The following is a 23,596-nucleotide window of genomic DNA, read 5'->3' as shown; positions in this document are numbered from 1 at the left end:
AGGACAGCATGTCCCAGCTCTCCCAACTGAAGTCTCGGATCGAGAACATCGCGCACGAGTCCAAGCGCACCGCCACGAGCCTGGAGTCGTTCCAGCGGACGTTCCAGGGGCACGCGCAGGAGGTGCAGGCGACGATCGCGGGCTCTGCGCAACGCAAGGACCAGGAGGTCGTCGAGACCCTGCAGGAGGCGTCCCGTCGCGTTCGTGACGCCTGCGCGGCGCTGGAACGAGCCGCGAAGGTGTGCTCCGAGTACGGACGATCCCTCTGACATGGACGAGTCCGTGCTGCGCGCCCGCCTGGCGGCGATCAACGCGAACCTGTCCAGTGTCGCGACCGCACAGGGCACCCTCAGCGGCCTCTCCGCCGCGGGCCGACGCCTCGTCGCGGGAGCGAGCGGAGTCGGCCAGGTCGCGCAGAGCCTGGTCGGCGGCAGCACGACCGGCGTCGATCACACCATCGCCGGCCAGATGGGCACGGTCGGGGCCGGGGGTGCCCGATTCGCCGGGGCCGTGGACCGCGCGCTCGGTGAACTCAGCCTCGCCGCCAACCGTCTGCGTGCGGAAGCGGCTTGGTGTCGGGCCGAGATCCAGCGGATCGAGGCCGAACGGGCGGCAGCGGCGGCGAGGCGACGATGAGTGACCTGACCCGATTGTCCGCGGACGTCGATGCCCTTGCGGCCTCGGCGACGGCGCTCAGCGCTGACCGCACCGGCGCGGTCGCCGCTCTTCGCGCCGCGCGGCTCGCCGTCGGACACGTCCCGGAGGCCGGCGGGGCGATCTCGGAGATGACCGCGGCGATGGGCGCCTGGACAGCCATCGAGGACGCCGCCCGCGCAGCCGCGGATGCCGCCCGGACCTACGCCGCTTCCCTCGGACGTCGCTGAGTCCGATTCGGCGCTCGCTCGCTGACCGCGAGCGCCACGACCGCGAGCGCGGATGCCGCGGGGTCAACGACCGGCCGGCATCCACGCCGGGACTCAGGCGTCTTCGCGGAGGTTGTTGCCGGCGGTCTCACCACCGTCGATGGCGATGGCGGCGCCGGTGACGAAGCGGGACTCGTCCGAGGCGAGGTACACCACGAGGGCGGAGATCTCGGCGGAGTCGGCGTCGCGGCCGAGCGGGATCTGGCCGAAGCCGCGCTTCAGGCCGGCCGTCAGGGGGGTCCGCACGGAGCCCGGGTGGATCGAGTTCACCCGGATGCCGAGCGGGCCGAGGTCCATCGCGCTCGTCTTGGTCAGCCCCTGCACGCCCCACTTGGCGGCGGCGTAAGCGGCGCGGTTCTTGAAGCCGACCAGGCCCGCGATCGAAGAGATGTTGATCACCGACGCGTTGCCGGACGCCTCCAGCGCGGCCGCGGCGGCGTGCATGCCGATGAACACCCCGGTCAGGTCGATGTCGATGGTCTTCCGGAAATCGGACACGGACGCATCCACGACCGACCCGCGCGTGAAGATCCCGGCGTTGTTGATCAGCACGTCGAGCTTCCCAAAGGCGTCCACGGTCGCCGCCACGGCGGCGTTCCAGGACTCCTCGTCGGTGACGTCGAGGGGCACGAACAGTGCCCGCCCCTCCCCCAGTTCGGCCGCGAGCGCGCGACCCTCATCCTCGAGCAGGTCGGCGATGACGACGTTCGCGCCCTCGGCGACGAGAGCCCGCGCGTGCGATTCCCCCATCCCGCGAGCGCCGCCCGTGATCAGCGCGACCTTCCCTGCGACACGTCCGTTCGTCATGCTTCGACCTTCTCCACTCCGCGTTCCGCGGCCAACGCCGCGATGTCCCGTCCGGCTCGGTAACCGAACACGATGGCCGGACCGATGTGCGAACCGTACCCGGGGTACCCGCCGCCGAACACGCTCACCGCGGCGGCACCGGCGGCCACGAGTCCGGGGATCGGCTTCCCGTCGGCATCGGTGACGCGCCCGCGGTCGTCCACCGCGATGCCGGCGAACGTGCCGAGGTCACCCATCTGGATCTTGGCGGCGTAGAACGGACCTCGATCCAGCGGTGCGAGGTTCGGGTTCGGCTTGTGCTTGATGTCCCCACGGAAGTGGTTGTACTCCGTCGAACCGCGGCCGAACTTCGTGTCCTCACCGCGGACGGCGTCGACGTTGAACTCGCGCACCGTGCGCTCGAGTCCGGACGCGTCCACGCCCATCTTCTCGGCGAGCTCGGCGAGCGTCCGCCCCTTGACGAGGTACCCCGTGCGGTAGAAGTAGTCGCGCGGCATGGGCCACGGCTTCGCGTACCCGATGCCGTATTTGTGCATCGTCTTCGCGTCCGCGACGACCCAGCCCAAGGTGTCCTTCTCGTCCTTGTTGTGCTCGATCATCCGGCCACCGAAGTCGTGATAGCTCAGCGCCTCGTTGCCGAACCGCTCGCCGTGCCGGTCGACGGCGATGAGGCCCGGCAGTCCGATCGCCCGCAGGTGCGGGAACAGCCGCTGCGCGCCGCCCTTCAGGTGCTTGAACACCGTCACCGGCGCCCATGACCCGACCGAGAACACCGAGTCATCGATGGTCCCCCCGGCCTTCATCGCCAGCCGCGCCGGGTCCCCGCCGTGACCGACCGTCGGGGTGAAGTGCTGACCGCCGTTGCGGTCGTGGGAGAAGTACCGCTTGCGCAGTTCCGCGTCGCCGGAGAAGCCGCCGCCGGCGAGGATCACGCCCAGGCGGGCCTTCACCGTCCCGGCGTGCTTGCCGGTCAGGCGCGCACCCGTCACGGTGCCGTCCGGGTCCTGCGTCAGCTCGGCGACCGCGGTGCCCGGCCACAGCCGGATCCCGGCGTCCAGGGCACTGCGGACCATCAGGGTCATCAGGGCGTTGCCGTTCGAGCGCAGCACCGGACGCTGGTATCGCGCCGCGTCGAACCACGTGCGCAGGAGCTTCCGGGCGACGTAGGTGAACGCACCGAGCGACTGGTTCACCCGGAAGAACTGCTGGATGTCGTTGCCGACCTGGGGCATGTAACCGAAGACCGTGTAGGAGGACATGTACGGCTGCATCAACAGGCGGTGCTCACCGAGGATCCGCGCATCGGTGTCCCGCGGCAGGATGGCACGCCCGCCGAGCTTCGCTCCGGGCAGATCCATCTGGTAGTCCGGAGCCTTCTCGGGGTAGTCGAATTCGACCGCGGTCTCCGTCTCGAAGAACTCCAGCGCCTCCGGCACGGTGTCCAGGAACTCGGTGACCCCGCGCTCGTTGAACGTGTCCGGAGCGAGCGCCTTCAGGTACGCCAGCTGCTCCGTACGAGTGTCACCCGCGGCGACCCCGGCCTTGTTGCCGGGCACCCACGCCCACCCCGCGGAGATCGCGGTGGTGCCGCCGAAGTACGGCTCCTTCTCGGCCACGATGACGCTCAGGCCCTGAGCCGCCGCCTTCAGCGCCGCGGCCATTCCGGCGACCCCGGAACCCATCACGAGCACGTCGCACTGGATGTCTTTCACGTGTTTCTCCTTGTCATCGCCCCGCCCGCACTGCGGGCGGGGACGTCTGCGTCAGCGCCGGCCGACCTTGCGCCAGTACGGCTCGCCGAGCTGCTCGATCGGTGTGTGAGCGGTCTCCCGCGAGGACAGCAGGGCGATCAGGCCCAGGGCGGCGCACACGCCGCCGAAGATCGCGACCGGCACCCAGCCGAACTCGCCCGTACCCAGCAGCAGTCCGCCGATCATCGGACCGAACCCGGCGACCAGCAGACCCAGCTGGTTACCCAGAGCCATGCCGCTGTAGCGGATCGGGGTCGCGAACTGCTCGGCGAAGAATCCCGGCCACAGTCCGTTGAAGCCCGAGTACAGCACCGTCATGAACAGCAGCGCGGCGAGGAAGACCAGAACGATGTTCCCGGTGCCGAGCGCCAGGAAGTAGACCGGCAGCGTCAGCAGACAGCCGAGCATCGCGGTGCCGATCACGGGCTTGCGACCGATCTTGTCGGACAGGCTCGCCAGCAGCGGCATCGTGATCATCGACAGGCCGATCGCGATCGCGTTGACCGTGAGGATCTCGGCGCGCCCGAAGCCGGCCTCCTCGGTGGCGTAGGACAGTCCGAACACCGTGAAGATCGTCTGCATCACCGAGAAGATCGACATGAACAGCACGCGCACCACATCGAGAGCCTGGAAACGCAGGACGTCGCGGAGGGGAACCTTCTTCAGCTCGCCCTCCTCCTTGGCCTCCTCGAACACGGGCGTCTCGTCCAGGTGGCGACGCACCCAGTACGCCAACGCCAGCACGACGATCGAGAGCAGGAACGGCACCCGCCATCCCCAGCTCAGCAGGGCATCCTCCGGCAGTGCGGTGATCGGGATGAACACCAGCGTGGACAGCACCATGCCGCCGGCGTACCCCATCATCACGGACGAGGTGAACAAGCCCCGCTTGTCCTGCGGGGAGTGCTCCAGCGTCAGCGAGGAAGCGCCCGCGGACTCCGCCCCGGCGGAGAAGCCCTGCACGAGCCGCGCGAGGGTCAGCAGGATCGGCGCGAAGATGCCGATCGCCGCGTATGTGGGCAAGAGGCCGATCGAGAGGCTCGCCAGCCCCATCAGCACGATCGTGAACTGCAGCACGCGCTTGCGGCCGATGCGGTCACCGAAGTGGCCCATCACCATGCCGCCGAGAGGACGAGCGACGTAGGCCACACCGAAGGTGGCGAACGCGGCGACCAGGCCCGCAGTGGGGTTGTCGCCGGGGAAGAACAGCGACGGGAAGACCAGCGCCGCCGCCGTGCCGTAGATGAAGAAGTCGTAGTACTCCAGCGTGCCGCCGAGGAACGACGCGAGGGCGGCCTTGCCGGGTGTCTTGCGCGGTTCGACCGGCCGCGGTGGAGCGACGGCAGGGACGACGTTGTCCTGATAAGTCATGGTGTTCTCCTGGATGGGTCAGTCGAGGACGAAATCGACCGAGGTGATGGACCTGCTGTTGGGAAAGGAATAGGCCTTGAGCGGCTCGTGCAGCGGGTGGGTGTTGTAGACCTCGATGTCGGCGAGCGTCTCGAAGTCGGCGACGATGGCGTAATCGCAGGAGCGCTCCGCGCGCACGACGTCAGCACCGTGGGTGATGCTGAGCATCCCGGGGATGTTGCCGCGCATCCGGTTCAGGCCCGCCTCCCAGGCGGCGCGCTGGTCGGCCGGGAAGTCCGGACGGAACGTGAACATCACGACGTGGCGGATCATGCCGGAACCTCCGCAGAGGCCGCGCGCTCGGCGGTCGGACCGGGCTTGACGCCGGCGAGACCGCAGCCGGCCACGAAGCCCATCGTCATGATCGGGCCGAGCGTGGCGCCGGCTCCGGGGTATCCGGCGGCGTAGGCGTTCTCGGACACGTTGCCGGCGGCGTACAGGCCGGGGATCGGCTCACCGTCCACGGTCAGCACGCGCGCCTGACCGTCCGTCGCGACACCACCATTGGTGCCGAAGGCGCCGTTGACGACCTCCATCGCGTAGAACGGACCCTCCGTCAGCGGACCGAGCGACGGGTTCGGCCAGGCGTTCGCCGCGTCGCCCCAGTACCGGTCGTACGCGGACTCGCCGCGGCCGAAGTCCGGGTCCACGCCCGCCCGCGCGTTCTCGTTGAAGCGGGCGACGGTGGCTTCGAGGGCATCCGCGGGAACGCCGATCCTGACGGCCAGCTCGCCCAGCGTCGGTGCCTCGATGAGGTAGTCCGGGGTGGGCTGACCGGCGCGGTGGTCAAGGATGCCGTACGAGCGCAGGTATGCCTGATCGAAGACCACGTGCGCCGGGGTGTTCAACGTCTGGTTGTTGGGTGAGTCCCACGACTGCAGGCAGCGAGCCAGGTCGTTGTAGTTCTGCGCCTCGTTCGCGAAGCGGACTCCGTGGCGATTGACCATGATCGAGCCGGGCCCCTGCCGCTCGAAGCGCAGCAGCGAACCGACACTCTCGCCGTCGCGGAGCGTGCCGGTGATCGACATCGGCGCCCACCACGCTTCGCGGGTGCCGCGGGTCATGGAACCGATCCGCTGCGCCATCCGCAGGCCGTCCCCGGTGTTCGACGGCGGCGAGCACATCGTGTACAGCCGGGAGGCGAGGAGGGAGTCCGCGAGCGCCTTGTCCCACTCGAAGCCGCCGGAGGCGATGACCACCCCGGTGGACGCTTCGATCTCGGCGCCGTCCTCAAGTCGGACGCCGTGCACTCCCGACGCGTCGCCCAGCAGAGCGGTGACCCGGGCATCGACGGCGAACGTGACGCCGGCGCGGACGCCCGCGGTGATCAGCATCGACACGAGCGCGTGGCCCTTGGCGGTCTCGCCGGCTTCGGTGCGCGCGGCGAGCTCGGCCCACGGGAAGTTCGTGAAGGCACCCCAGTCCTCGTACTCTGCCATCGTGTAGGGCGCGCGGCCGTCCGAGCGGACGTGGTCGGCGAGCTCGCCGAGGGCGGCGCGCTGGTTGAACAGCTGCGGTTCGACGGTTCGTCCACCCGTGGCGGCACCGGGGAGGTCCTGGCGATAGTCCGGGAAGTCATCGAGCAGGATGAAGCGCACCCCGAGCGCGCTCTCGACGTAACGCAGCATCTGGCTCCCGTGCTCCAGGGCTGCGTGCAGCAGTTCGCTGCGGCCACGGCCGCGGGCGACGGACTCGACGTAGCGCCGGCCCTCCTCGATGGAGTCAGTGCGTCCGGCGGCCTGGGCGTAGTGGTTATCGACGATCCAGAGCATGCCGCCGGACACCGCAGAGGTGCCCCCGAGCAGCGATGACTTCTCCAGCACCAGGACCGTCCGTCCCTCCGCCGCCGCGGTCGCCGCGGCGGTGAGGGCTCCCGCGCCGGACCCGACCACGACGACGTCGTACCGGGATCGCTCTTCGCCTGTGAGGATTCGCATGTGCTGGCCTTCCTGTCTGCCGCTGCGTCGCGGAGGGGCTTCGATCGGCTGTGATCGGAACCGGTGCCGTCAGGCACTCGTCCACCCTCAGACCGGCCGCCGGGCGCGACAAGCGAAACCGCCATTGAATGGCGGTTACCGGCGCGTCACCGGCTCAGGAGCTCATCGGATGCGACGAACGCCAGTGGCCCGGCGCCTCCGATCCACCGGCCCACCCCAGAGCGCGGGAGATGCCGCGGGAGGCGGCCATCAGCAGCGGCAGAGCGGACGGCACGCGATTCTCGGCGACCGGCACGATGACGCCGAGAGCCGCCACCACCTCCCCCGTGCCCCCGCGGACCGGGACGGAGATGCCGGTGGAGGCCGGCACGCTCATCGCGGCACACACGGCGTACCCCGTCCGGCGCACGTCCGCCAGCTTCGCGCGCAGCACCGCCGGATCGGTGATGGTGGCGTCCGTGTGCGCGATCAGACGTCGACGCAGTCGACGCTCCTCCTCGCTCCGATCGTCGTTCGCCACCAGCACCCAGCCGGCGGAGACGGTGTGCCACGGCAACCGCGACGCGACATTCGCGATCGACGTCGTGGAGTTCCGTGAGCCGAGGCGCTCGATGTACAGCGCTTCGTCTCCGTCCAGCACGCTGAGCGTCGTGTGATGGCCGACGACCGTCTGGATGTCATCCATGTACCCGATCGCCGCGTCGCGGAGCTTCAGGGTCGGCGACGTTCGCGAGACCTGAGCCCACAGGCGGTGACCGATGCCGACGAGTCGGGCGTCCTGCCGCGCCAGAATGCCCTCGTCGATCAGCTCACCGACCATGCGCCGCGCGGTGGACTCGGGCAGATCGGCACGTCGGGAGATCTCGGCGATCGTGAGCCCGGTGCTGTCCGCGTCGAAGGCGGCGAGCACGCGCGCGACGCGCTGGATGATCGATTCGCCCGCTACGGAGTTCGGCATCACGCTCCCTCTCCGCGATCCTACGTCGCAGCGATCGAGGGCCGCGAAGACCGATGTCGACTCCTCGGCGCGTCGATCCTAATTTTGGACGCGATGCAGTATTGAATTGTACTTCCATTGGACTGTGTGAAGTATTAGAGTCACTTCATGCTCTTCCGCAGCCGCGGAGAAGTCACTGGATGGGGGTCCGGAGACAGGCGTGCCCGTGTGAACGGACGCGCCTGGGGGCAGGTCCTTCGGCGTTCGCCGAGGGACGAGCGGGGATGTTCATGGGGAATCGGTATCGGCGATGCTCCGTGAGGACAAGGTGACGAAAATATGACTGCGGCGCACGACACGGCGACCGTCGCGCGCGTGAGGCCTCGACGTACTTCGGTGCGCCGAACCCCACGACCGGCGCTCATCGCACTACCGGCGACCTCGCCTCGCGCGACGGCCACGCTGACCCGACGACGGCAGTGGGAACGTCGATACCGCTGGCGGCTGCGCGTGATCGACACCACGCTCATCGTGCTGGCCGTCGCCGCGCCCTACGCCCTGGCACCGGCGCTGGAGTCCTCCGCCGGTCGGCCGCTCACCGACGCCACGGTCGCGGTCACGTGGGTTTTCGCCCTCGCTGCGTTGCGCACGCGCGATGCGAGCCTGTTCGGCGCCGGGCCGGGTGAGTACCGCCGCGTGCTGCACGCCACGGGTGCCGCCTTCGGCACGCTCGCCGTCCTCGCCGTCCTGCTGCAGCTGAGCGGAATGCGCGCGCAGATCCTCTTGACCCTTCCCCTGGGAACGCTCGCCCTGCTCCTCGGGCGCTGGCTCTCGCGCCGGTGGCTCGTGCGCCAGCGCCAGTTCGGCCACTTCGTCTCGCGCACGATCGTGCTCGGCGACCGCAGCGACGTGGAGTACGTGCTGGACACGCTGGAGCGCACCGGACAGCTCGGCTACCTGGTCGTCGGAACCGCGTTGACGGATTCCTCCTCCGCGCCCATCGTCGTCCGCGGCCGCCGCTACCCCGTGCTCGGCACGATCGCGAGCGCCGCCACCGCAGCCGCGCAGCTGAGCGCCGACACGATCATCGTCGCGAGCCAGCCGCACGATGACCCCGACTTCGTCAAGCGTCTCGGCTGGCAGCTGGAGGGAACAGCCGCGCAGCTGGTGCTCTCGAGCCGGCTGACCGATGTCGCCGGCCCCCGCATCTCCCTGCTCCCGGTGGACGGCCTGCCGCTGATCCAGGTCAAGATCCCCACCTTCGACGGCGCGCAGTACGCCCTCAAGCGCGCCCTGGACGTCGTGGTCTCCGCGCTCGCCCTGCTCGTCATCGCGATCATCTCCGTGCCGATCGCCATCGCCATCGCCGTCGACTCACGCGGGCCGGTGTTCTTCCGCCAGGAGCGCGTGGGCCGCGACGGACGCACGTTCATGATGCTGAAGTTCCGCACGATGCGCGTGGGTTCGGAGGCCGAGCTGCAGGCGCTCGTGGCGCAGAACGAGGGCGCCGGCCCGCTGTTCAAGCTGCGCGAGGACCCGCGCGTGACGCGTGTCGGTCGGTTCCTGCGCCGCCTGTCCCTGGACGAGCTGCCGCAGTTCTGGAACGTGCTGGTCGGCGACATGTCCATCGTCGGCCCCCGTCCGCCGCTGATCCGCGAGGTGGACGCGTACGAGGCGGCCGTGCACCGTCGGCTGTTCATCAAGCCCGGCATCACCGGTCCCTGGCAGATCGGCGGGCGCAGCGACCTGAGCTGGGACGAGAGCGTGCGCCTGGACCTGCGGTACGTGGAGAACTGGTCCATCGTCAATGACGTCATCATCATGTGGCGCACGGCGCGGATGATGGTCTCTCCGCAGGCGCAGGGAGCCTATTGATGGTGGCTCCGGACACGGATCGCACGCCGGGCGTCACCGGTGCACCGGAGCGGGCCACCCGAACGCTCGAGATCGCGATGATCGGCACGCGCGGCGTACCGGCCGCGTACGGCGGATTCGAGACCGCCGTGGAAGAGGTCGGGCGGCGACTGAGCGATCGCGGTCACCGCGTGACGGTTTACACGCGCGGGTCGCAGAGTCGGGCGAAGGAGTACCTGGGGATGCGGGTGGTCCACCTTCCCGCGGTGCCGCAGAAGCAGATCGAGACACTGAGCCACACGGGCGTGAGCGTGCTCCACGCGGTGACCCGGCATCGGCCGGATGCGGCGTTCGTGTTCAACGCGGCGAACTCGCCGTTCCTGCCGATTCTGCGCGCGCGCGGCATCCGCACCGCCCTGCACATGGACGGTCTGGAGTGGCGCCGCTCGAAGTGGGGACCGCGCGGGAAGGCGTACTACCGCTGGGCGGAGCAGTTCGGCGTGCGCACGGCCGACGCGCTGATCGCGGATGCCCCCGGCATCGCGGACTACTACGCGCAGCAGTTCTCGGTCCCGACCGAGATGATCCGCTACGGCGCCCCGCTCCTGGATGACGCCCCGACGGACGGTGTCCGCGCGCTCGGCCTGGAACCCGGCGGTTACCACCTCGTGGTGGCGCGCTTCGAGCCGGAGAACCACGTGCTGGAGATCGTCCGCGGATACCGGGACAGCAGCGCGCGCAAGCCGCTGGTGGTGGTGGGTTCGGCCCCGTACGCCGCCACCTACACGCAGCAGATCCAGGCCGCCGCGGACGGCGATGACCGGATCCGCCTGATCGGAGGCGTGTACGACCAGGATCTCCTGGACGCGCTGTACCACCACGCGTCGACCTATCTGCACGGGCACTCGGTGGGGGGCACGAACCCCTCGCTGCTGCGCGCCATGGGGGCCGGGACGGCTGTGATCGCCTACGACGTGAACTTCAACCGCGACGTCCTGGACGGGCAGGGCCGGTTCTTCCGCGATGCCGCGGGTGTCGCCGACGCCCTCGCCGCGGTCGAGTCGGACGACCGACTCGTCGCGCGGCTCGCGGGGGCAGCGCGCGATCGTGCCGCCACCGCCTTCCGCTGGGACGAGGTCGCGGCGCAGTACGAAGACCTCGCGCTGCGACTGAGCTCAGGCCACAGCATTCACCGCGACGCCCGCCGGGCGACCCGGTCCACGACCGAGTGGGATTTCTGAGGTCAGGGGCGCGTGGCCCCTTCCCTCTCAGTGCACCGCGCCGGCACCCGGCTCAGGTGTCACCGTCGCGCCGTCGCGACCTTCTCACGCACCGCCGCGACGAGGTAACGGCGGCGCGCAGCGCGCACGAGCGCACCGAACTCCCGCTCGTCGGGGACGAGTCCCCGCTCGCGCCAGTGGGCGGCGAGCACGTCCCGTCCGTCCCGCGGCAGACGCGCCAGCGCCCGGCGATGAACCCCGAAGAACGGCGCGTCGAGCTCGGCGGCGGTGCGGACCGCGCTGCGCACACCGTCGACGGTTGCGGTCGAACCCCAGACGGCGGGCGCTTCGATGGGGACGCCGTCATAGACACGTTCCCACCCCCCGTCCCGGCGCAGGATCCAGGCCGAGGCGAGCAGGAACTCGGTCAGGTCAGCACGCACGAACTCCGTGGCGAAGTCCGTGCCGCCGCGGCGGGCGACCTCGGCGACGACCTCACGAGCAGCGTCCGTGGGCATCATGAACGGGGTGGCGGTCGGCGGGTACATCTCCGCCGCCTCGTGACCGAGCCCGAGGTAGTCCAAGGTCGCGTGCAGCCGCGGCAGCAGCGGGTGCGTGAGGTAGGAGTGGAACCCGCCGCGGGCACGCCCGTCCGGGCCGAACAGGTCGCCCCTGCGCAGCGGTCTGATGGCGTGGTTCTTCGCATCGAACAGGACGTAGTGGTCGGTCTCGACGAGGCGGGACACGGCGAGCTTGTGCACCTGCTGCGCCATCCATCCCGAAGCGGGGGGAACGACGGCGACGTCATCGCCGCGAACGATCGTCACTCTCGAGGCGAGATTCCCATATTCCGCGAGGAGCATACGACGGCCGGCGGGCGAGAGCGGGCGACGATCGTTGTCGACCACGATGATCCGCGAGAACAGGTCGTCGGGCGCGAAGCGGTCCAGGGAGCGCGCCTGCAGGCGCAGCAGATCGTCCTCACCACGGAAGGTCACCGTGACGGCCGTAAGCCCTGGGGCCATCGTTCAGACCCGCCCTTTCCGGTCCCGGATGCCGCGGACCTCGCGTTCAGTCTGGCAGATCCCGGTCGCCGTTCTCGGGGACCGTCAGGCGTGCGACGGTCGTCGCCCGCGGCGGTTTCCGGGCATGTCCAGGAAGCGCTGCGCCTGCTGGGCGAACTCCTGAGCGGAGGACTCGGCCAGGCGGATGGCGCCGTGGTGCCGGGCGAGACGCGAGGTGTGGCGGTCCGTGATGTCGCGAGGGTCCGGACCCGCCCGCCAGGGCAGGATGCCTCGCGACGGTTCGGGCATCGGAACGACGCCCCGTCGGGCGTCCAGCACGGCGGCGTAGAGCGCCAGGCCGGACAGGTCCGCACCGTGGACGGCTCGGGCCGCCGCGATTTCGTCGATCGTGGCCTCCTCGGCTCCGAGGAGAACGGCTTCACGGACCGTGAACGTCCGCTCGCGCAGGGCGGGGACGAGGACCGCCAGTCGTCGGCGTTCGGCCACGGTCGCCCCGAGCACGATGTCGCGCGAGCGCAGCAGGTCCGGTGTCGCCGCCCGCGAGCGGTGGCCGGCGGCGAAGGTCGCGCCGACCGCGGTTGTCCCGACATGCCGGGCGGCCACCGCGCACATGCGGTCCGCGCGCGTGACCTGCGTGCCGGCGCTGACGATGTCCCAGGCCGTCGCGTCCCGGACCGTCTGGCGGAAGGCGACCTCCATCACGGGAGACCGGCAGACGTTCGCGGCGCACACGAATGCCACCCCAGCTCCCATACCCCGGCTCCCTCCGTGAGCTTTGAGGATAACCTGATCGAAGCGAGATTCCCTGCGTGGGACCCGCCAGCATGCGCACGTCCCGTGGCGCACGGAGCCCGAGACGGAGAATGGTCGGCATGAGCGCGCTGCTGGCACTTCTGGCACGGATGGGCACGATGTGCGTGTCCCTGGTGTGCGGAGTCCTCACCACGCGCCTGGTCATCTCCGGCGCCGGGGTCGATCAGTACGTCCTGTACACCGTGCTGCTCGGCCTGCCCGCACTGCTGTCGTTCACCGACCTCGGTTCCGGCGCGGTGATCGTCAACACCGTCGCCACGTCGCGCGACCCGGGTCACTCCCGCCTGCTGGTGGCACGGCTGACCAGCGTCGGCCGCATCCAGCTCGGCTTCGCAGCCGTGGCGATGGCGATCAACGCCGGGCTGCTGGTCAGCGGCGGGTGGCGGGCGCTGCTCGGCGTCGGCGATCAGCCCGGAGCGGACGTCGCGGCCTTCGTCTGCATGACCGTGTTCTGCCTCGCCATCCCCCTGGGCGTGTGGATCCGCGTCCTGATCGGCCTCGGCAAGAACCACATCGTGATCCTGGTGCAGGGGCTCATCTCGCCGCTGACGCTGCTGTTCGTCTGGCTCACGCTGCAGCTCGCTCCGGCCACGCTGTATCCGCTCCTGGCGGTGTGCTCCTTCCTGGCCACGGCCCTGACCGCCCTCGCCGGCTTCCTGCTGGCCTCGTGGCTGCTGAGGCCGGCCCTCGGCACCGCCGTCCGGCACGTCTTCCAGGTGCGCCGGTATCGCGGCGCACGGGTGATGGACATCGGCTGGCCCATGCTCGCTCAGCTGCTGACGCCGCCGATCGCGATCAGCACGCAGCGCTTCGTCCTCGCCCAGCAGGGCACCCCGGCGGACGTGGCGCAGTACGGCGTCGCCGGACAGGTGTTCTTCGCGCTGCAGACCCTCGTCACGGCCGCCGGCGTCGCGCTGTGGCCGATCTACGCGAAGGGCCGCCACGAGGGAACGCTGCGCCGCGGCCCCTGGCCGCAGGCAGCCGTGTTCGGCCTGGCCGCAGCGGCCGCGACCGGCGTGGTGTGCCTGGTCGGACCGCTGCTGTTCGCCTTCGTCTCCGACGGCGCGGTCGTCGTCTCCCTCACCACGATGCTGACCTTCGGCGCCATGATCACCGCGACAGCCGTGCTCAACCCGCTCGGCATGTACCTGATGGACCGGGAGGGCATCCGTTTCCAGGTGATCCCGACCCTGCTGATGGCGTTCGGCAGCCTCGGGCTCTCCCTCGTGCTGAGTGCCCCGATGGGCGCCGCCGGGCCGCCCTTGGGCAACGCGATCGCCATGGTGGTCTGCCAGATCATCCCCTACACGATCTACATCCTGCGTCACCGCGCGCGCCTGCTGACCTCGCGGGAGTGAGCGTCACTTCCGGTGCACCTGCTTCTCGACATAGGACGGTCTACATCCTGCGTCACCGCGCACGCCTGCTGACCTCGCGGGAGTGAGCGTCACTTTCGGTGCGTCGGCTTCTCCGCGTAGTACGACGCCTTGCGCCGGCCGGGACGGGTCTTGTTCAGCACGACACCGACGACGCGTCCACCGGCATCGCGCACGCGCGCGATCGTGTCGGTCAGTGCGCCCCGTCGCGTCGACGTGGAGTCGACGACGAGGATCGTGCCGTCCATGCGCGGGGCCATGAGTTCGGCATCCGCGACCGAGAGCACCGGCGGAGAGTCCACCAGGACGAAGTCGTAGCGTCGGTTGGCCTCATCCAGCAGCGCGCTCATCGCGTGCGAGGTGAGGATCTCGGCCGGGTTCGGGGGGATCTCACCCGAGGTGAGGATGTCCAGCGTGGTGCCGGGTCGGCGCACCTTCGCCTCATCCAGCGTGGCGTCTCCCACCAGCACGGTCGTGAGGCCCACCGCCCCCTCCAGGCCGAACTGGTCGGCCACCCGGGGACGACGCAGGTCCGCGTCGATCAGCAGCACCTCGGAGCCCAAACCCGCGAGAGTGAGGGCCAGGTTCGACGCCACGGTCGATTTGCCCTCTCCCGGGTTCGCACTGATCACCAGCAGCAGGCGCGCCTGTTCGTCGACACCGACGTACGCCAGCGCGGAGCGGATGCGCCGGAGTTCCTCCGAGGTCCGCCCCAGGGGCTCCTGCGCCACCTGCAGTCGGCGACGCGCCGACGGCAGCCGGGTGACCGAGCTGAGCACCGGCACCGAGACCACCTGTTTGAGCACGCTCTCCGTCGGCACGCGGGTGTCCAGCAGCGAGATCAGCAGCGCCACCAGCACCCCGAGCACGAGGCCCACCACCCCGCCGAGGGCGGCGTCGCGGGTCTTGTTCGGCAGCGCCTGGACCGTCGGCACGACCGCTTCGTCGATCGGCTCCGCGGTGATCCGCGGTTCGGTCGCGGTCGCGGTCGGCATGATCTCGCCCACCACGGCGGTGAGGCTGGTGGCGACGGCGTTGGCGAGCTGGGCGGCTTCCTCCCCGCTCCCGGATGAGGCGCGGACCTCGAGGATCGACGTGCTCTGCGGGATCGACACGTCGATCGAGCGGGCGAGGTCGCGCGAGGACGTGTTCAGGTGCAGTTCGGCGATCACCGGCTCCAGGACGCGCGACGAGGTCGCCAGTTGCGCGTAGGAGAGCATCTGCGACTGCGTGTAGTTCGACCCCTGCGCGAGGTCGATGGCCGTCGTGCCCTGGTTCAGCGTGAAGAACAGCTTCGCCGTCGACTGGAAGACGGGGGTGACGGTCGCGGACGCGGCATAGGCCACGCCCGTACCGAGGACGGCGGCGGCCACGATGAGCAGCCACCACTTCTTCAGGGCGTCGAAGACGCGTCCGAGCGTCCAGGTGGAGCCGGGGCTCGTGGTCATGTCGTGCTCCTCACGAGGGCGTCCCGGGCGGTGTCGGCCGCCACGGGGAAGAGAGGCGGCTCATCGCGCGTCGCGTGCCACGTGACGGCGAGACCCACCAGGAACCAGAAGTACATGCCGAACTGCGTGATGAGCGCGACGGCGAACAGGGCCGGGATCTGGGCGAGGACGGCGATGCCGGCCGGGTTCGCCTGCCCCGGCCGCAGGGTCGGCAGGGCGGCCATCAGGATCAGCGCCACCGTCAGCAGCATCGGGATCCATCCCACCCGCAGCGCGATCACCAGCAGAGCGTTGTCCACGGAGTCCGCGTACGTCCCGAGGTACGTTCCGCCGACGGTCAGGCCCGCCCAATCCGGCGCGCCCCCGAACAGGCGCACCTGGCCGAACAGCACGAACAGGTCGCCGCGGTAGTCGGCGCTGCCACCCGCCTCATCCCCGGCTTCCAGGAACACGCTGCTGAGGATCGGGACCAGGACCACCGCCGTCAGCAGACCGAGCAGCGCCACCACGAATCGCGTCATGCGGGTCAGGCCCGGGAGCGTGACGATGCTCACCGCGACGGTGAGGACCAGCGTGACCAGCCCGATCCGGCTGAGGGTGAGCGCCGTGGCCGCGGCGATCACCGCGAGCATCAGGAGCTTGATCGTCGTTCGCCAGCGTGCCGCGAGCACGAACGCCGAGCTCATGGCCAGGCCCGCGCCGAGGGCGATCGAATGCCCCCACGCCCCCTCCACCCGCAGTTCCCCGCCGCGGTACTGCAACGGCCGCCAGGTGGCGGCGGACGGACCGAGCGGGGGCAGCTCCACGAACAGGTTGGTGTGCGTGATCGCCTCGATGATCGCCAGGGCGGCGGCGACCGTCGCGACCACGGAGATCGTGGCGGCGACGTGCTCGCGTCCGACTCTGGCCAGCGCCATCCGGCCCCACGCGTACGGCAGCATCCACTCCAGGCTCGCCTCCACCGCGGTGGTGAGGTTCGCGAGCTTGAGCGCGAACATGGCGAACACGAGCACCACGAACACCAGCGCGACCGCGTCAGCGGGGACCAGGCGGATGCGCCGGCCGCACGCCGCCATCGCGACGATCGTCATGGCGGTGAAGGCGGAGAAGTACAGCCCGGCGGTCGCGCCGATCCAGACCGGAACGAAGAACAGCACGAGCGCCCAGATCACGAAGGTCCCGCGCGGCATGGCCCGCCCGATGATCACGACGACCGCGAGAGCGCAGAGCGCGAACAGCACGATGCCGACCGTGGCGATGCTGGTCATGCGTTCTGTCCCGTCTGTACTCCTCGCTCGTCACCCTAGCGTGGTGCAGAATCTCACTGAGCCGCGACCACGCTGAAGTCGTCGAATGTGAACGTCCCGTTCGTCGTCGCGGCCCCTCCCCGGTTCGCGTGCAGACCCACCGCGCCGGCCACCTGCAGATCCACGGTGGCGTCGGTGGAGGTGACCTGCCAGGCGGTGGGTTCGGTTCCGCCGGCGGGGTACAGCTTGGCGCGAATGGTCGTGGTGCCGTCGCCGACCACCTCGGCCACGAGCGTGTAGGTGTCGCCCGCAGCGCGCGTGATGCCGGGGACCTGGACGGCATTGAGCACGGTCGAGCCGTGCTGAGTGACGAGCCAGACGGTCGCGTCGTTGCGCAGCCAGACGCGCACCTGGTAATTGTCGGTCGCGGTCTGGCGCGCCACGACACCGGCGTAGGAGGCCCCCTCCGCCGGCGCCTCGGCGAGCGAGAGCTTCGTGGTGATCCGCACGTCCTGAGCCGAGACGGAGCTGAGCAGCATGTTGCGCGTCTGCCCGGCGGCGATGGACACCCGACCCACGCTGCCGTCGGTGCTCAGTGCCGACGCCGCGCCGTACTGCACCGTCCACGCGCCGCCGATGGGCGCCGTGCCCCAGCCCGCGCTCGTCGTCCGGCTGAAGTCATCCGAGGCGATCGCGGCGCTCGCCGGTGCGGTGACCGTGACCTTCTGCGTCGTCGAGCCCGTCGCACCGCCGGCGTCCGTCACCGTGAGCTTCACGGTGTACTCCCCCGCCGCCGTGTACACGTGCGTCGCCGTCTTGCCGGACCCCGCCGCCGAACCGTCACCGAAGTCCCACGCGTACGTCAGCGCGGTACCCTCCGGATCGGACGACGCCGACGCGTCCACCGCCACCGACAGGTCCGTCGGCGTGGCCGTGAACGACGCCGTCGGTGCCGCATTCGTCGCCGGTGCGGTGACCGTGACCTTCTGCGTCGTCGAGCCCGTCGCACCGCCGGCGTCCGTCACCGTGAGCTTCACGGTGTACTCCCCCGCCGCCGTGTACACGTGCGTCGCCGTCTTGCCGGACCCCGCCGCCGAACCGTCACCGAAGTCCCACGCGTACGTCAGCGCGGTACCCTCCGGATCGGACGACGCCGACGCGTCCACCGCCACCGACAGGTCCGTCGGCGTGGCCGTGAACGACGCCGTGGGCGCCTGGTTTCCGGCCGGATTGGTCGCGGTACCCAGATCGCGAACGGTGAAGTCGTCCACCGAGACGCTGTACGCGGAGGTCGCCGATCCGGCTCGCGCGACGTGCACGCTCGGTGAACCGGCGGCCTGCAGAGCGGCCGTCGCGTCGGTCTTGGTCAGCTGCCAGGCCGTGGGTTCGGTCGCGCTCGCCTTCCAGATCTTCGCCGACACGGTGGTCGGCGACGTGCCGGTCACCTCCGTGGCCAGCGTGAACGTGTCGCCCGCCGCCCATGTCAGACCGCTCACGGCGACCGAGGAGATGACCGTCCCGGACGCCTGCGCGACGAGCCAGACGGTGGCGTCGTTGCGCATCCAGGCGCGCAGGGTGTAGTCCTGCGTGGCGGTCTGCCGCGACACGAGTCCGACGTACCCGCTGCCCGACGCCGGGGTCGAGGCGACCGTGAAGGACATCCGCGAGGCCGAATCCGTGAGGCTGACGCCGCTCAGCGTCATGTTGCGCGTCTGCCCGGCGGCCAGCGTCATGGTGCCGACGCCGTTCGCGACGGAGGCGGCAGAGGCGGCACCATACATGGCCGTCCACGCACCGCCGGTGTCGGCCGTTCCCCAGCCCGAGGTGACGGACCGCGAGAATTCATCCGCGGCCGCGTAAACCACGGCCGACACCGAGACCTCCTGCGTCGCCGACGCCGTGCCCCCGGCACTGTCGGTGAGCGTGAGCGTGATCGTGTGCGAACCGGCGGCGTCATACGTGTGCGAGGCCGTCTTGCCGGTTCCCGTCGTTCCGTCGCCGTAATCCCAGGCGTACGACAGCGTGGCGCCGTCCGATGCGGTGGAGGCTCCCGCGTCCACCGCGACGGACAGGCCCGCCGGGGTCGCGGTGAACTGCGCCACCGGAGCCGCGTGCGCGACCGTCACGTCAGCGGTCTTCGTCCCCGTCGCGCCCCGGTCATCGGTCACCGTGAGGGTCACCGTGTAGGTGCCGGCCGTGGCGTACGCGTGCTGCGCGGTGGGGGTGGTCACCGCCGCGGAGCCGTCACCGAAGTCCCAGCTGTAGCCCACGACCGTGCCGTCCGAGTCACTCGAACCGGCACCGTTGACAGAGGCGGTCAGTCCGCTCACCGTGGAGGTGAACGACGCGGTCGGCGGGACGTTCGGCGCGAGCACCGTGAGGGTCTGTGACGCCGACGCGGACAGCCCGGTGCTGTCCGTGACCGTGAGGGTCACCGTGTAGGTGCCGGCGGCGGCGTAGGTGTGCGACGGGGACGCGCCGGTTCCGGTGGAGGAGTCGCCGAAGTCCCACGTGTACGAGGAGATCGTACGGGGCGACGGCGCCGAGGACCCGGAGGCGTCGAACGCGACGGACAGGTCCGTCGCCGTCGGGGTGAAGGCCGCCGTGGGCAGCTGCAGGTTCCGCCCGATCGCGTAGTGCGCCATGACCTGGTCCGCCGTGAGGGCCTGCGGGTAGATCGCGACATCATCGATCGCGCCGGTGAACCACTGCGAGCTCGGCGCCGAGGGCCAGCTGCCGATCGAGTCGCCGCCGATCCGCCAGTAGCCGGTGAAGCTCTGCGCCACGGTCGCGGTCGCGTCACTGCCGACGAGAGCACCGTCCACGTAGAGCTTCATTCCGGACGCGTCCTGCGTCGCCACCACGTGGTGCCAGGCGTTGTCGTTGTAGGACGCCGGCGATGTCACGGTCCGCGTGGCGCCGTCGTAGGCGCCGAAGATCAGCTTGCCCGCGTTGGTCATGTAGACGTGGCGGTCGTAGCTGGAGGAGGAGCCGGTGGACGAGCTGCCGAAGCCGACGATCTTGCCGCCGCGCGAGGTGTTCGTCTTGAACCAGGACTCCGTGGAGTACGTCTGCGGACCGACGACGGACGTGGAGGTCGAGGCGCGGCTGCTCGAGGAGCCGCTGAAGCTCGTCGCATACGAACCGGTCTCGCTGATCGCACCCGCGACCCGGCTCGTGAGCAAGCCGTAGCTGATGGCCGGACCACCCGCGACGTTGACCGTGTCGGTGCCCATGCGCCAGTAGTCCGAGGGGCCGTCGGACAGCACGGCGGCGCCGTACGCCGACGTGGTGCCGGAGGCGATCGTCACGGAGACCGCGGAGCTGGTCACCGTGTTGCCGTCCTTGTCCTTCACTCGCACGGTGTAGCTCTGCGTCGATCCCGGCGTCGCGGTGGTGTCCGTCAGCGCCACGGTCGGCTGGCTCCACCACGTCGAATCGACGGTCCGCGTGGCGACCGGGGTGGCGGTGCCGGCGCGGAGCAGGTCGTACGTCAGGGAGAGGTCGTCGCGGTCCCAGTTGCCGGCGATCCGCACGGTCGCGATGCCCGCCAGCTGGGATGCCGCCGTCGGGGTCCAGGACGTGGTGATGCGCGGACCCTGCTTCGCGCCCGTCGCGGGCTTGGTGGAGAACCGGGTGATGGCCTGCTGTGCCTGACCGTTCACGGTCCCGAACTCTCCGGCCACGGAGATGAAATCGCCCGCGCCGGTGATGGACAGCCCCGCCTGGCCGAGCCCGGAGGTGTTGCCGACCGTGAAGTCCGGGTACCAGGCGTACGCGCTCGGGGAGGGCGTGCCGCTCCAGTCCTTGTAGATGTCACTCACGCCGGCGGACCGGCTCAGCGTGCCGCGAGCGTCCGCCGTCACGGCCTCGATGTACCGGTAGGTCCGCGGGTCCTGCTCCGGGGCGAGGTTGACGGTCTCGCATGCGTGCGTGTGGCTGGTCGAGTAGACCGTCTTGCCGGTCGAGTAGATGCCGTAGTGGTCGCCGTGGCAGTCCGCCACCCAGCGAATGGCTCCGGAACCGGCGTCGGCGGCGAACGTGCCCTCGAGGTTGCCGGTGGCGACGTCGGCGAAGACCCAACCGGTGCCGTAGACGCCGCTGGCGTCGGTGGCCAGTCCGAAGATTCCCGCCTTGCCGGCGTTCGTTCCGGAGTTCCAGCCGTTGATCACGGTCTTCGGCGCCGCCCAGTCGGTGAGGATCGCACCGCTGGTCGGGTCCAGCGCGACGAGGCCGCGCTGGACCTGACTGTTGACCGCGTAGAAGCGTCCGGCGGCGATGGGGTTCCCGGTGCCGGGTTCGATCACCATCGCGTCGACCTGGAGATCCGTGGTGGGAGCCCACGGCATCAGGGCGCCGTTGGTGACGTCGAACGCCGCGAGGTTCTTGCGCGCGACGCCGTTGGCCTGCGTGAACAGCCCGCCGACGTACACGGTGCTCCCGGTGACCGCGATGCCGTACACGCCGGATCCGCCGACCGACGGCGAGAAGCCGGACACGAGGGCGCCCGTCTTGGCATCCAGCGCCGCGAAGGACCAGCGTGTCTGACCGTTGACGCTGCTGAACGACCCGCCGATGTAGATCCGCGATCCGTCCGGGGATGCCGCGACGGATTTGACCACACCGTTGACCGTGGGGGCGAAGCTGGTGTTCAGAGCACCGGTCGTGATGTCGTACGCCAGGACGTTGGATCGCGCCACCGTGCCGGTTCCCGCCGCCGCCCCCGCCGGACGGACACCGCTGAAGGATCCGACGGCGTACACCGTGGTGCCGATGGTCGTCTGCGCCCAGACGTAGCCGTCATTGATCTGCAGCGTCGGCAGGGCATCGGCGGTGACCACCGAGTCATCACGCTCGAGCAGCGGAGCTTTCGTGGTCGGAACCGCGGCGGAGGCGGCCGTGACAGGGAGGAAGGTCAACCCGACGGCGAACATCAGCGCGGTGACGCCTGCGGCCATGAGACGGCGGAGGCGACCGGGCGCTGCGCTCATGGGGGGCTCCTTGCTCACGAGACGGTGCCCGTGAAGACGGCGACGGGTTCTCCCGCCGCATAGTTGACGCTGACGGAGACGTCGCGGCCGGCGGCGTCCTTCAACATGAAGACGTACTGCCCCTCGACGGACGCACCGGGGGCGATGGTGCCCGCGAGGGGAACGTTGGTACCGGCGGTGGTGCCCACGGCGAAGGTCCCATCCGACGCGGTCACGGTCACGACGGCGGAGTCCACCTGCAGGGGTGATGGCCCGTCATTGCGGATGCGCACGGTGAGGGCGACGGCGCTGCCGTCCACTTCGCCGGGCGTCTCGGCTTTGACCGTGATCGCGGCGAGCTTGACCACCGACACCTCCGCGCCCGTGCCGAAGGTGACGGGGTCGGCGGCCGAGGCGGTCGTGGTCGGCAGGGGCGCGGCCTCGACCGGGGGTGGGCGGGGTCCAGGTTCCCGTCGGGGTCGGCAGCGGTCCCGCGGGAGCGGCGGCACCCGCGGACGCCGACGAGCTCGGCGAGGCGGACGCACCGGGAGCGGAGTCCGCCGGCGTGCAACCGGCGAGCGCGAGGGTCGCGATCGTGACGACCGCCACCGCTGCTGCTCCACCGCGCGTCACGAGACGCCGACGGAGCGCGTTTCCACGCACCATGAATCCTGTTTCCCTCGGGGCTACGGCGTCACAGGACCTCGATGGTGCTGTGATCACCCGGGAAGCATCGGGTCGCATCCCGGCTCCCCAGCCTGGATACTAGGGCAAAATTGGACATTAAGGAATATTCATGAACGTCTTTTTTCCGCGGGATTGAGCGGGCCCCGGGGACGACGCCGCGCGCGACGCCGTGAGAGCGTCTCCCGAACCCCTGGCATCAGCACCCAGGCCGTGGTAGGGATCAGCCCCGGCGCGCGTCGCGCACGATCCGGCGGCCGTCCCGCATCCCCCGCCAGGCTGCACGCAACGGCGCCACCGGATGCAGGAATTGCCGCTTGCCGCCGCGCAGCAGCACCCGCACCGCGTGGCGCGGGGTGCCCCGCGTCCACCGCGCGATGCCCTTCGCGTCGAGGTGGTGGACGGCGAAAAGGAGGCGGTTGCGAATGTTGAAGTAGTAGTACGTCGGCGACTTCGCCTCGCTCACCTGGCCCGCCGCACGGTGGGTCGCGCCCTCATCGTGCAACGCCTCGACGTCTTCGAGCACACGCAGCGTTCCCCCGGCGGCGACCACACGTCGGGACAGGTCGACGTCCTCCCAGTAGAGGAAGTAGTCATCCTGGAAGCCGCCGGTCGCGCGCCACAGCTCCGCCGTCGCCATCAGGCAGGCGCCGCTCAGCCACTCCACGCGCTCCGCTCCGGGATGCTCCGGGCGGCGCCGCCGCGCGCGCGTCTCTCCGTCCGCGAGGTAGAGGTCGCTGCCGCCGAACCAGACCCGTCCGTCCGCGGCGCGCACGATCGGCGAGACGAGCGTCAGACGGTCCTCCGCGACCGCGGCCCGGAGAGCGTGCACGGCGTCGCCGTCCACCACCGCGTCGGGGTTCAGGATGAGCAGGTCGGTGCATCCGACATCCAGCGCCCGAGCCACGCCCGCGTTCACCCCGGCACCGAAGCCGAGGTTGTCCGCCGGCGCGACCAGTTCCCACCCGTGCGCGACGCACAGCGACGTCACGACGGCGCGCTCGTCGGCAGTGGAGAGGTTGTCGACCACCACCACGAGGGCGTCCGGAACCTGTGCTGCGACGCGTACCAGATTCGTCGCGAGGAGGGTCGTCGAGGCGTAGTTGACGACGACGATTCCCAGTCGGCCCGGCATGGGCACCCCCTCCGTCCGCGATGAGGGTGCGGCGCCCGGTTAGTATAGGCGCGGTCCGC

At 70.3% G+C, this 23,596-nt stretch carries 19 protein-coding genes; 6 read left to right on the top strand and 13 right to left on the bottom strand.

Annotation, left to right across the window (positions count from 1 at the left end; all coding sequences use genetic code 11):
• Positions 1-8 precede the first annotated feature (8 nt).
• The 3 genes from BN1193_RS17485 to BN1193_RS17475 are packed head-to-tail and all read left to right on the top strand — an operon-like array spanning position 9 to position 884.
• Positions 9-269 (top strand): hypothetical protein, encoded by a 261-nt coding sequence (locus BN1193_RS17485; protein WP_040168218.1) that lies wholly within the window; start codon positions 9-11, stop codon positions 267-269.
• A 1-nt stretch (position 270) separates the two neighbouring features.
• A complete protein-coding gene (locus BN1193_RS17480; RefSeq protein WP_040168217.1) occupies positions 271-636 on the top strand; it encodes a hypothetical protein in 366 nt (121 codons plus the stop codon).
• On the top strand, positions 633-884 hold the full coding sequence (locus BN1193_RS17475) for a hypothetical protein (RefSeq protein ID WP_040168215.1): 252 nt from the start codon (positions 633-635) through the stop codon (positions 882-884). Before BN1193_RS17480 ends, BN1193_RS17475 begins: the two co-directional genes overlap by 4 nt.
• Before the next feature lie 93 nt (positions 885-977).
• Here BN1193_RS17475 and BN1193_RS17470 read toward each other — a convergent pair whose 3' ends face one another.
• The 6 genes from BN1193_RS17470 to BN1193_RS17445 form a co-directional block, all read right to left on the bottom strand.
• Positions 978-1,730 (bottom strand): glucose 1-dehydrogenase, encoded by a 753-nt coding sequence (locus BN1193_RS17470; protein WP_040168214.1) that lies wholly within the window; start codon positions 1,728-1,730, stop codon positions 978-980.
• Positions 1,727-3,442, bottom strand: a complete 1,716-nt coding sequence (locus BN1193_RS17465) for an FAD-dependent oxidoreductase (RefSeq protein ID WP_040168213.1) — start codon at positions 3,440-3,442, stop codon at positions 1,727-1,729. The genes BN1193_RS17470 and BN1193_RS17465 overlap by 4 nt, the downstream gene beginning before the upstream one ends.
• Positions 3,443-3,493: 51 nt before the next feature.
• Positions 3,494-4,852, bottom strand: a complete 1,359-nt coding sequence (locus BN1193_RS17460; protein ID WP_052460935.1) for an MFS transporter — start codon at positions 4,850-4,852, stop codon at positions 3,494-3,496.
• 18 nt (positions 4,853-4,870) lie between these two features.
• A complete protein-coding gene (locus BN1193_RS17455) occupies positions 4,871-5,164 on the bottom strand; it encodes a Dabb family protein (protein WP_040168212.1) in 294 nt (97 codons plus the stop codon).
• The gene (locus tag BN1193_RS17450; protein ID WP_040168211.1) at positions 5,161-6,828 is read right to left on the bottom strand and encodes an FAD-dependent oxidoreductase; all 1,668 of its coding nucleotides are present in this window, start codon (positions 6,826-6,828) and stop codon (positions 5,161-5,163) included. The genes BN1193_RS17455 and BN1193_RS17450 overlap by 4 nt, the downstream gene beginning before the upstream one ends.
• A 154-nt stretch (positions 6,829-6,982) precedes the next feature.
• Positions 6,983-7,786 carry an IclR family transcriptional regulator gene (locus tag BN1193_RS17445; protein WP_040168210.1) on the bottom strand — a complete coding sequence of 268 codons (804 nt, stop codon included), beginning with the start codon at positions 7,784-7,786 and terminating at the stop codon, positions 6,983-6,985.
• Between the two features lie 318 nt (positions 7,787-8,104).
• On the opposite strand from BN1193_RS17445, the gene BN1193_RS17440 reads away from it, so the two are divergent.
• Positions 8,105-9,640, top strand: coding sequence for a sugar transferase (locus tag BN1193_RS17440; protein WP_040168209.1), 1,536 nt, complete (start codon positions 8,105-8,107; stop codon positions 9,638-9,640).
• The gene (locus BN1193_RS17435) at positions 9,640-10,860 is read left to right on the top strand and encodes a DUF1972 domain-containing protein (RefSeq protein ID WP_052460934.1); all 1,221 of its coding nucleotides are present in this window, start codon (positions 9,640-9,642) and stop codon (positions 10,858-10,860) included. Before BN1193_RS17440 ends, BN1193_RS17435 begins: the two co-directional genes overlap by 1 nt.
• 59 nt (positions 10,861-10,919) lie before the next feature.
• On the opposite strand, the gene BN1193_RS17430 is transcribed toward BN1193_RS17435, so the two are convergent.
• Positions 10,920-11,864 carry a DUF6492 family protein gene (locus BN1193_RS17430; RefSeq protein ID WP_141396725.1) on the bottom strand — a complete coding sequence of 315 codons (945 nt, stop codon included), beginning with the start codon at positions 11,862-11,864 and terminating at the stop codon, positions 10,920-10,922.
• Between the two features lie 84 nt (positions 11,865-11,948).
• Positions 11,949-12,605: an arsenate reductase/protein-tyrosine-phosphatase family protein gene (locus BN1193_RS17425; protein ID WP_040168207.1), complete on the bottom strand. Its 657-nt coding sequence runs from the start codon at positions 12,603-12,605 to the stop codon at positions 11,949-11,951.
• 131 nt (positions 12,606-12,736) lie between these two features.
• Between BN1193_RS17425 and BN1193_RS18090 the strand changes: the two genes are divergently transcribed.
• Entirely contained in the window at positions 12,737-14,035 is a 1,299-nt protein-coding gene (locus BN1193_RS18090; RefSeq protein WP_154670793.1) for a hypothetical protein, read from the top strand.
• Between the two features lie 89 nt (positions 14,036-14,124).
• Here the strand turns inward: BN1193_RS18090 and BN1193_RS17415 are convergent, their stop codons facing one another.
• From BN1193_RS17415 to BN1193_RS17395, 5 genes are all read right to left on the bottom strand, one after another.
• Positions 14,125-15,501, bottom strand: a complete 1,377-nt coding sequence (locus tag BN1193_RS17415) for a polysaccharide biosynthesis tyrosine autokinase (RefSeq protein WP_040168206.1) — start codon at positions 15,499-15,501, stop codon at positions 14,125-14,127.
• A complete protein-coding gene (locus tag BN1193_RS17410) occupies positions 15,498-16,769 on the bottom strand; it encodes a hypothetical protein (protein ID WP_040168205.1) in 1,272 nt (423 codons plus the stop codon). The genes BN1193_RS17415 and BN1193_RS17410 overlap by 4 nt, the downstream gene beginning before the upstream one ends.
• A 53-nt stretch (positions 16,770-16,822) precedes the next feature.
• Positions 16,823-21,739 carry a PKD domain-containing protein gene (locus BN1193_RS17405; protein ID WP_052460932.1) on the bottom strand — a complete coding sequence of 1,639 codons (4,917 nt, stop codon included), beginning with the start codon at positions 21,737-21,739 and terminating at the stop codon, positions 16,823-16,825.
• 14 nt (positions 21,740-21,753) lie between these two features.
• Positions 21,754-22,086: a hypothetical protein gene (locus tag BN1193_RS17400; protein ID WP_096788229.1), complete on the bottom strand. Its 333-nt coding sequence runs from the start codon at positions 22,084-22,086 to the stop codon at positions 21,754-21,756.
• 539 nt (positions 22,087-22,625) lie between these two features.
• Positions 22,626-23,537, bottom strand: coding sequence for a glycosyltransferase family 2 protein (locus BN1193_RS17395; RefSeq protein ID WP_040168203.1), 912 nt, complete (start codon positions 23,535-23,537; stop codon positions 22,626-22,628).
• Positions 23,538-23,596 lie beyond the last annotated feature (59 nt).

It is taken from the genome of Microbacterium gorillae, assembly GCF_000826185.2.
GTDB classification, from domain to species: domain Bacteria; phylum Actinomycetota; class Actinomycetes; order Actinomycetales; family Microbacteriaceae; genus Microbacterium; species Microbacterium gorillae.
Note: the sequence above shows the minus strand (reverse complement) of the source record. Positions and strands in the feature narration are given on the sequence as shown.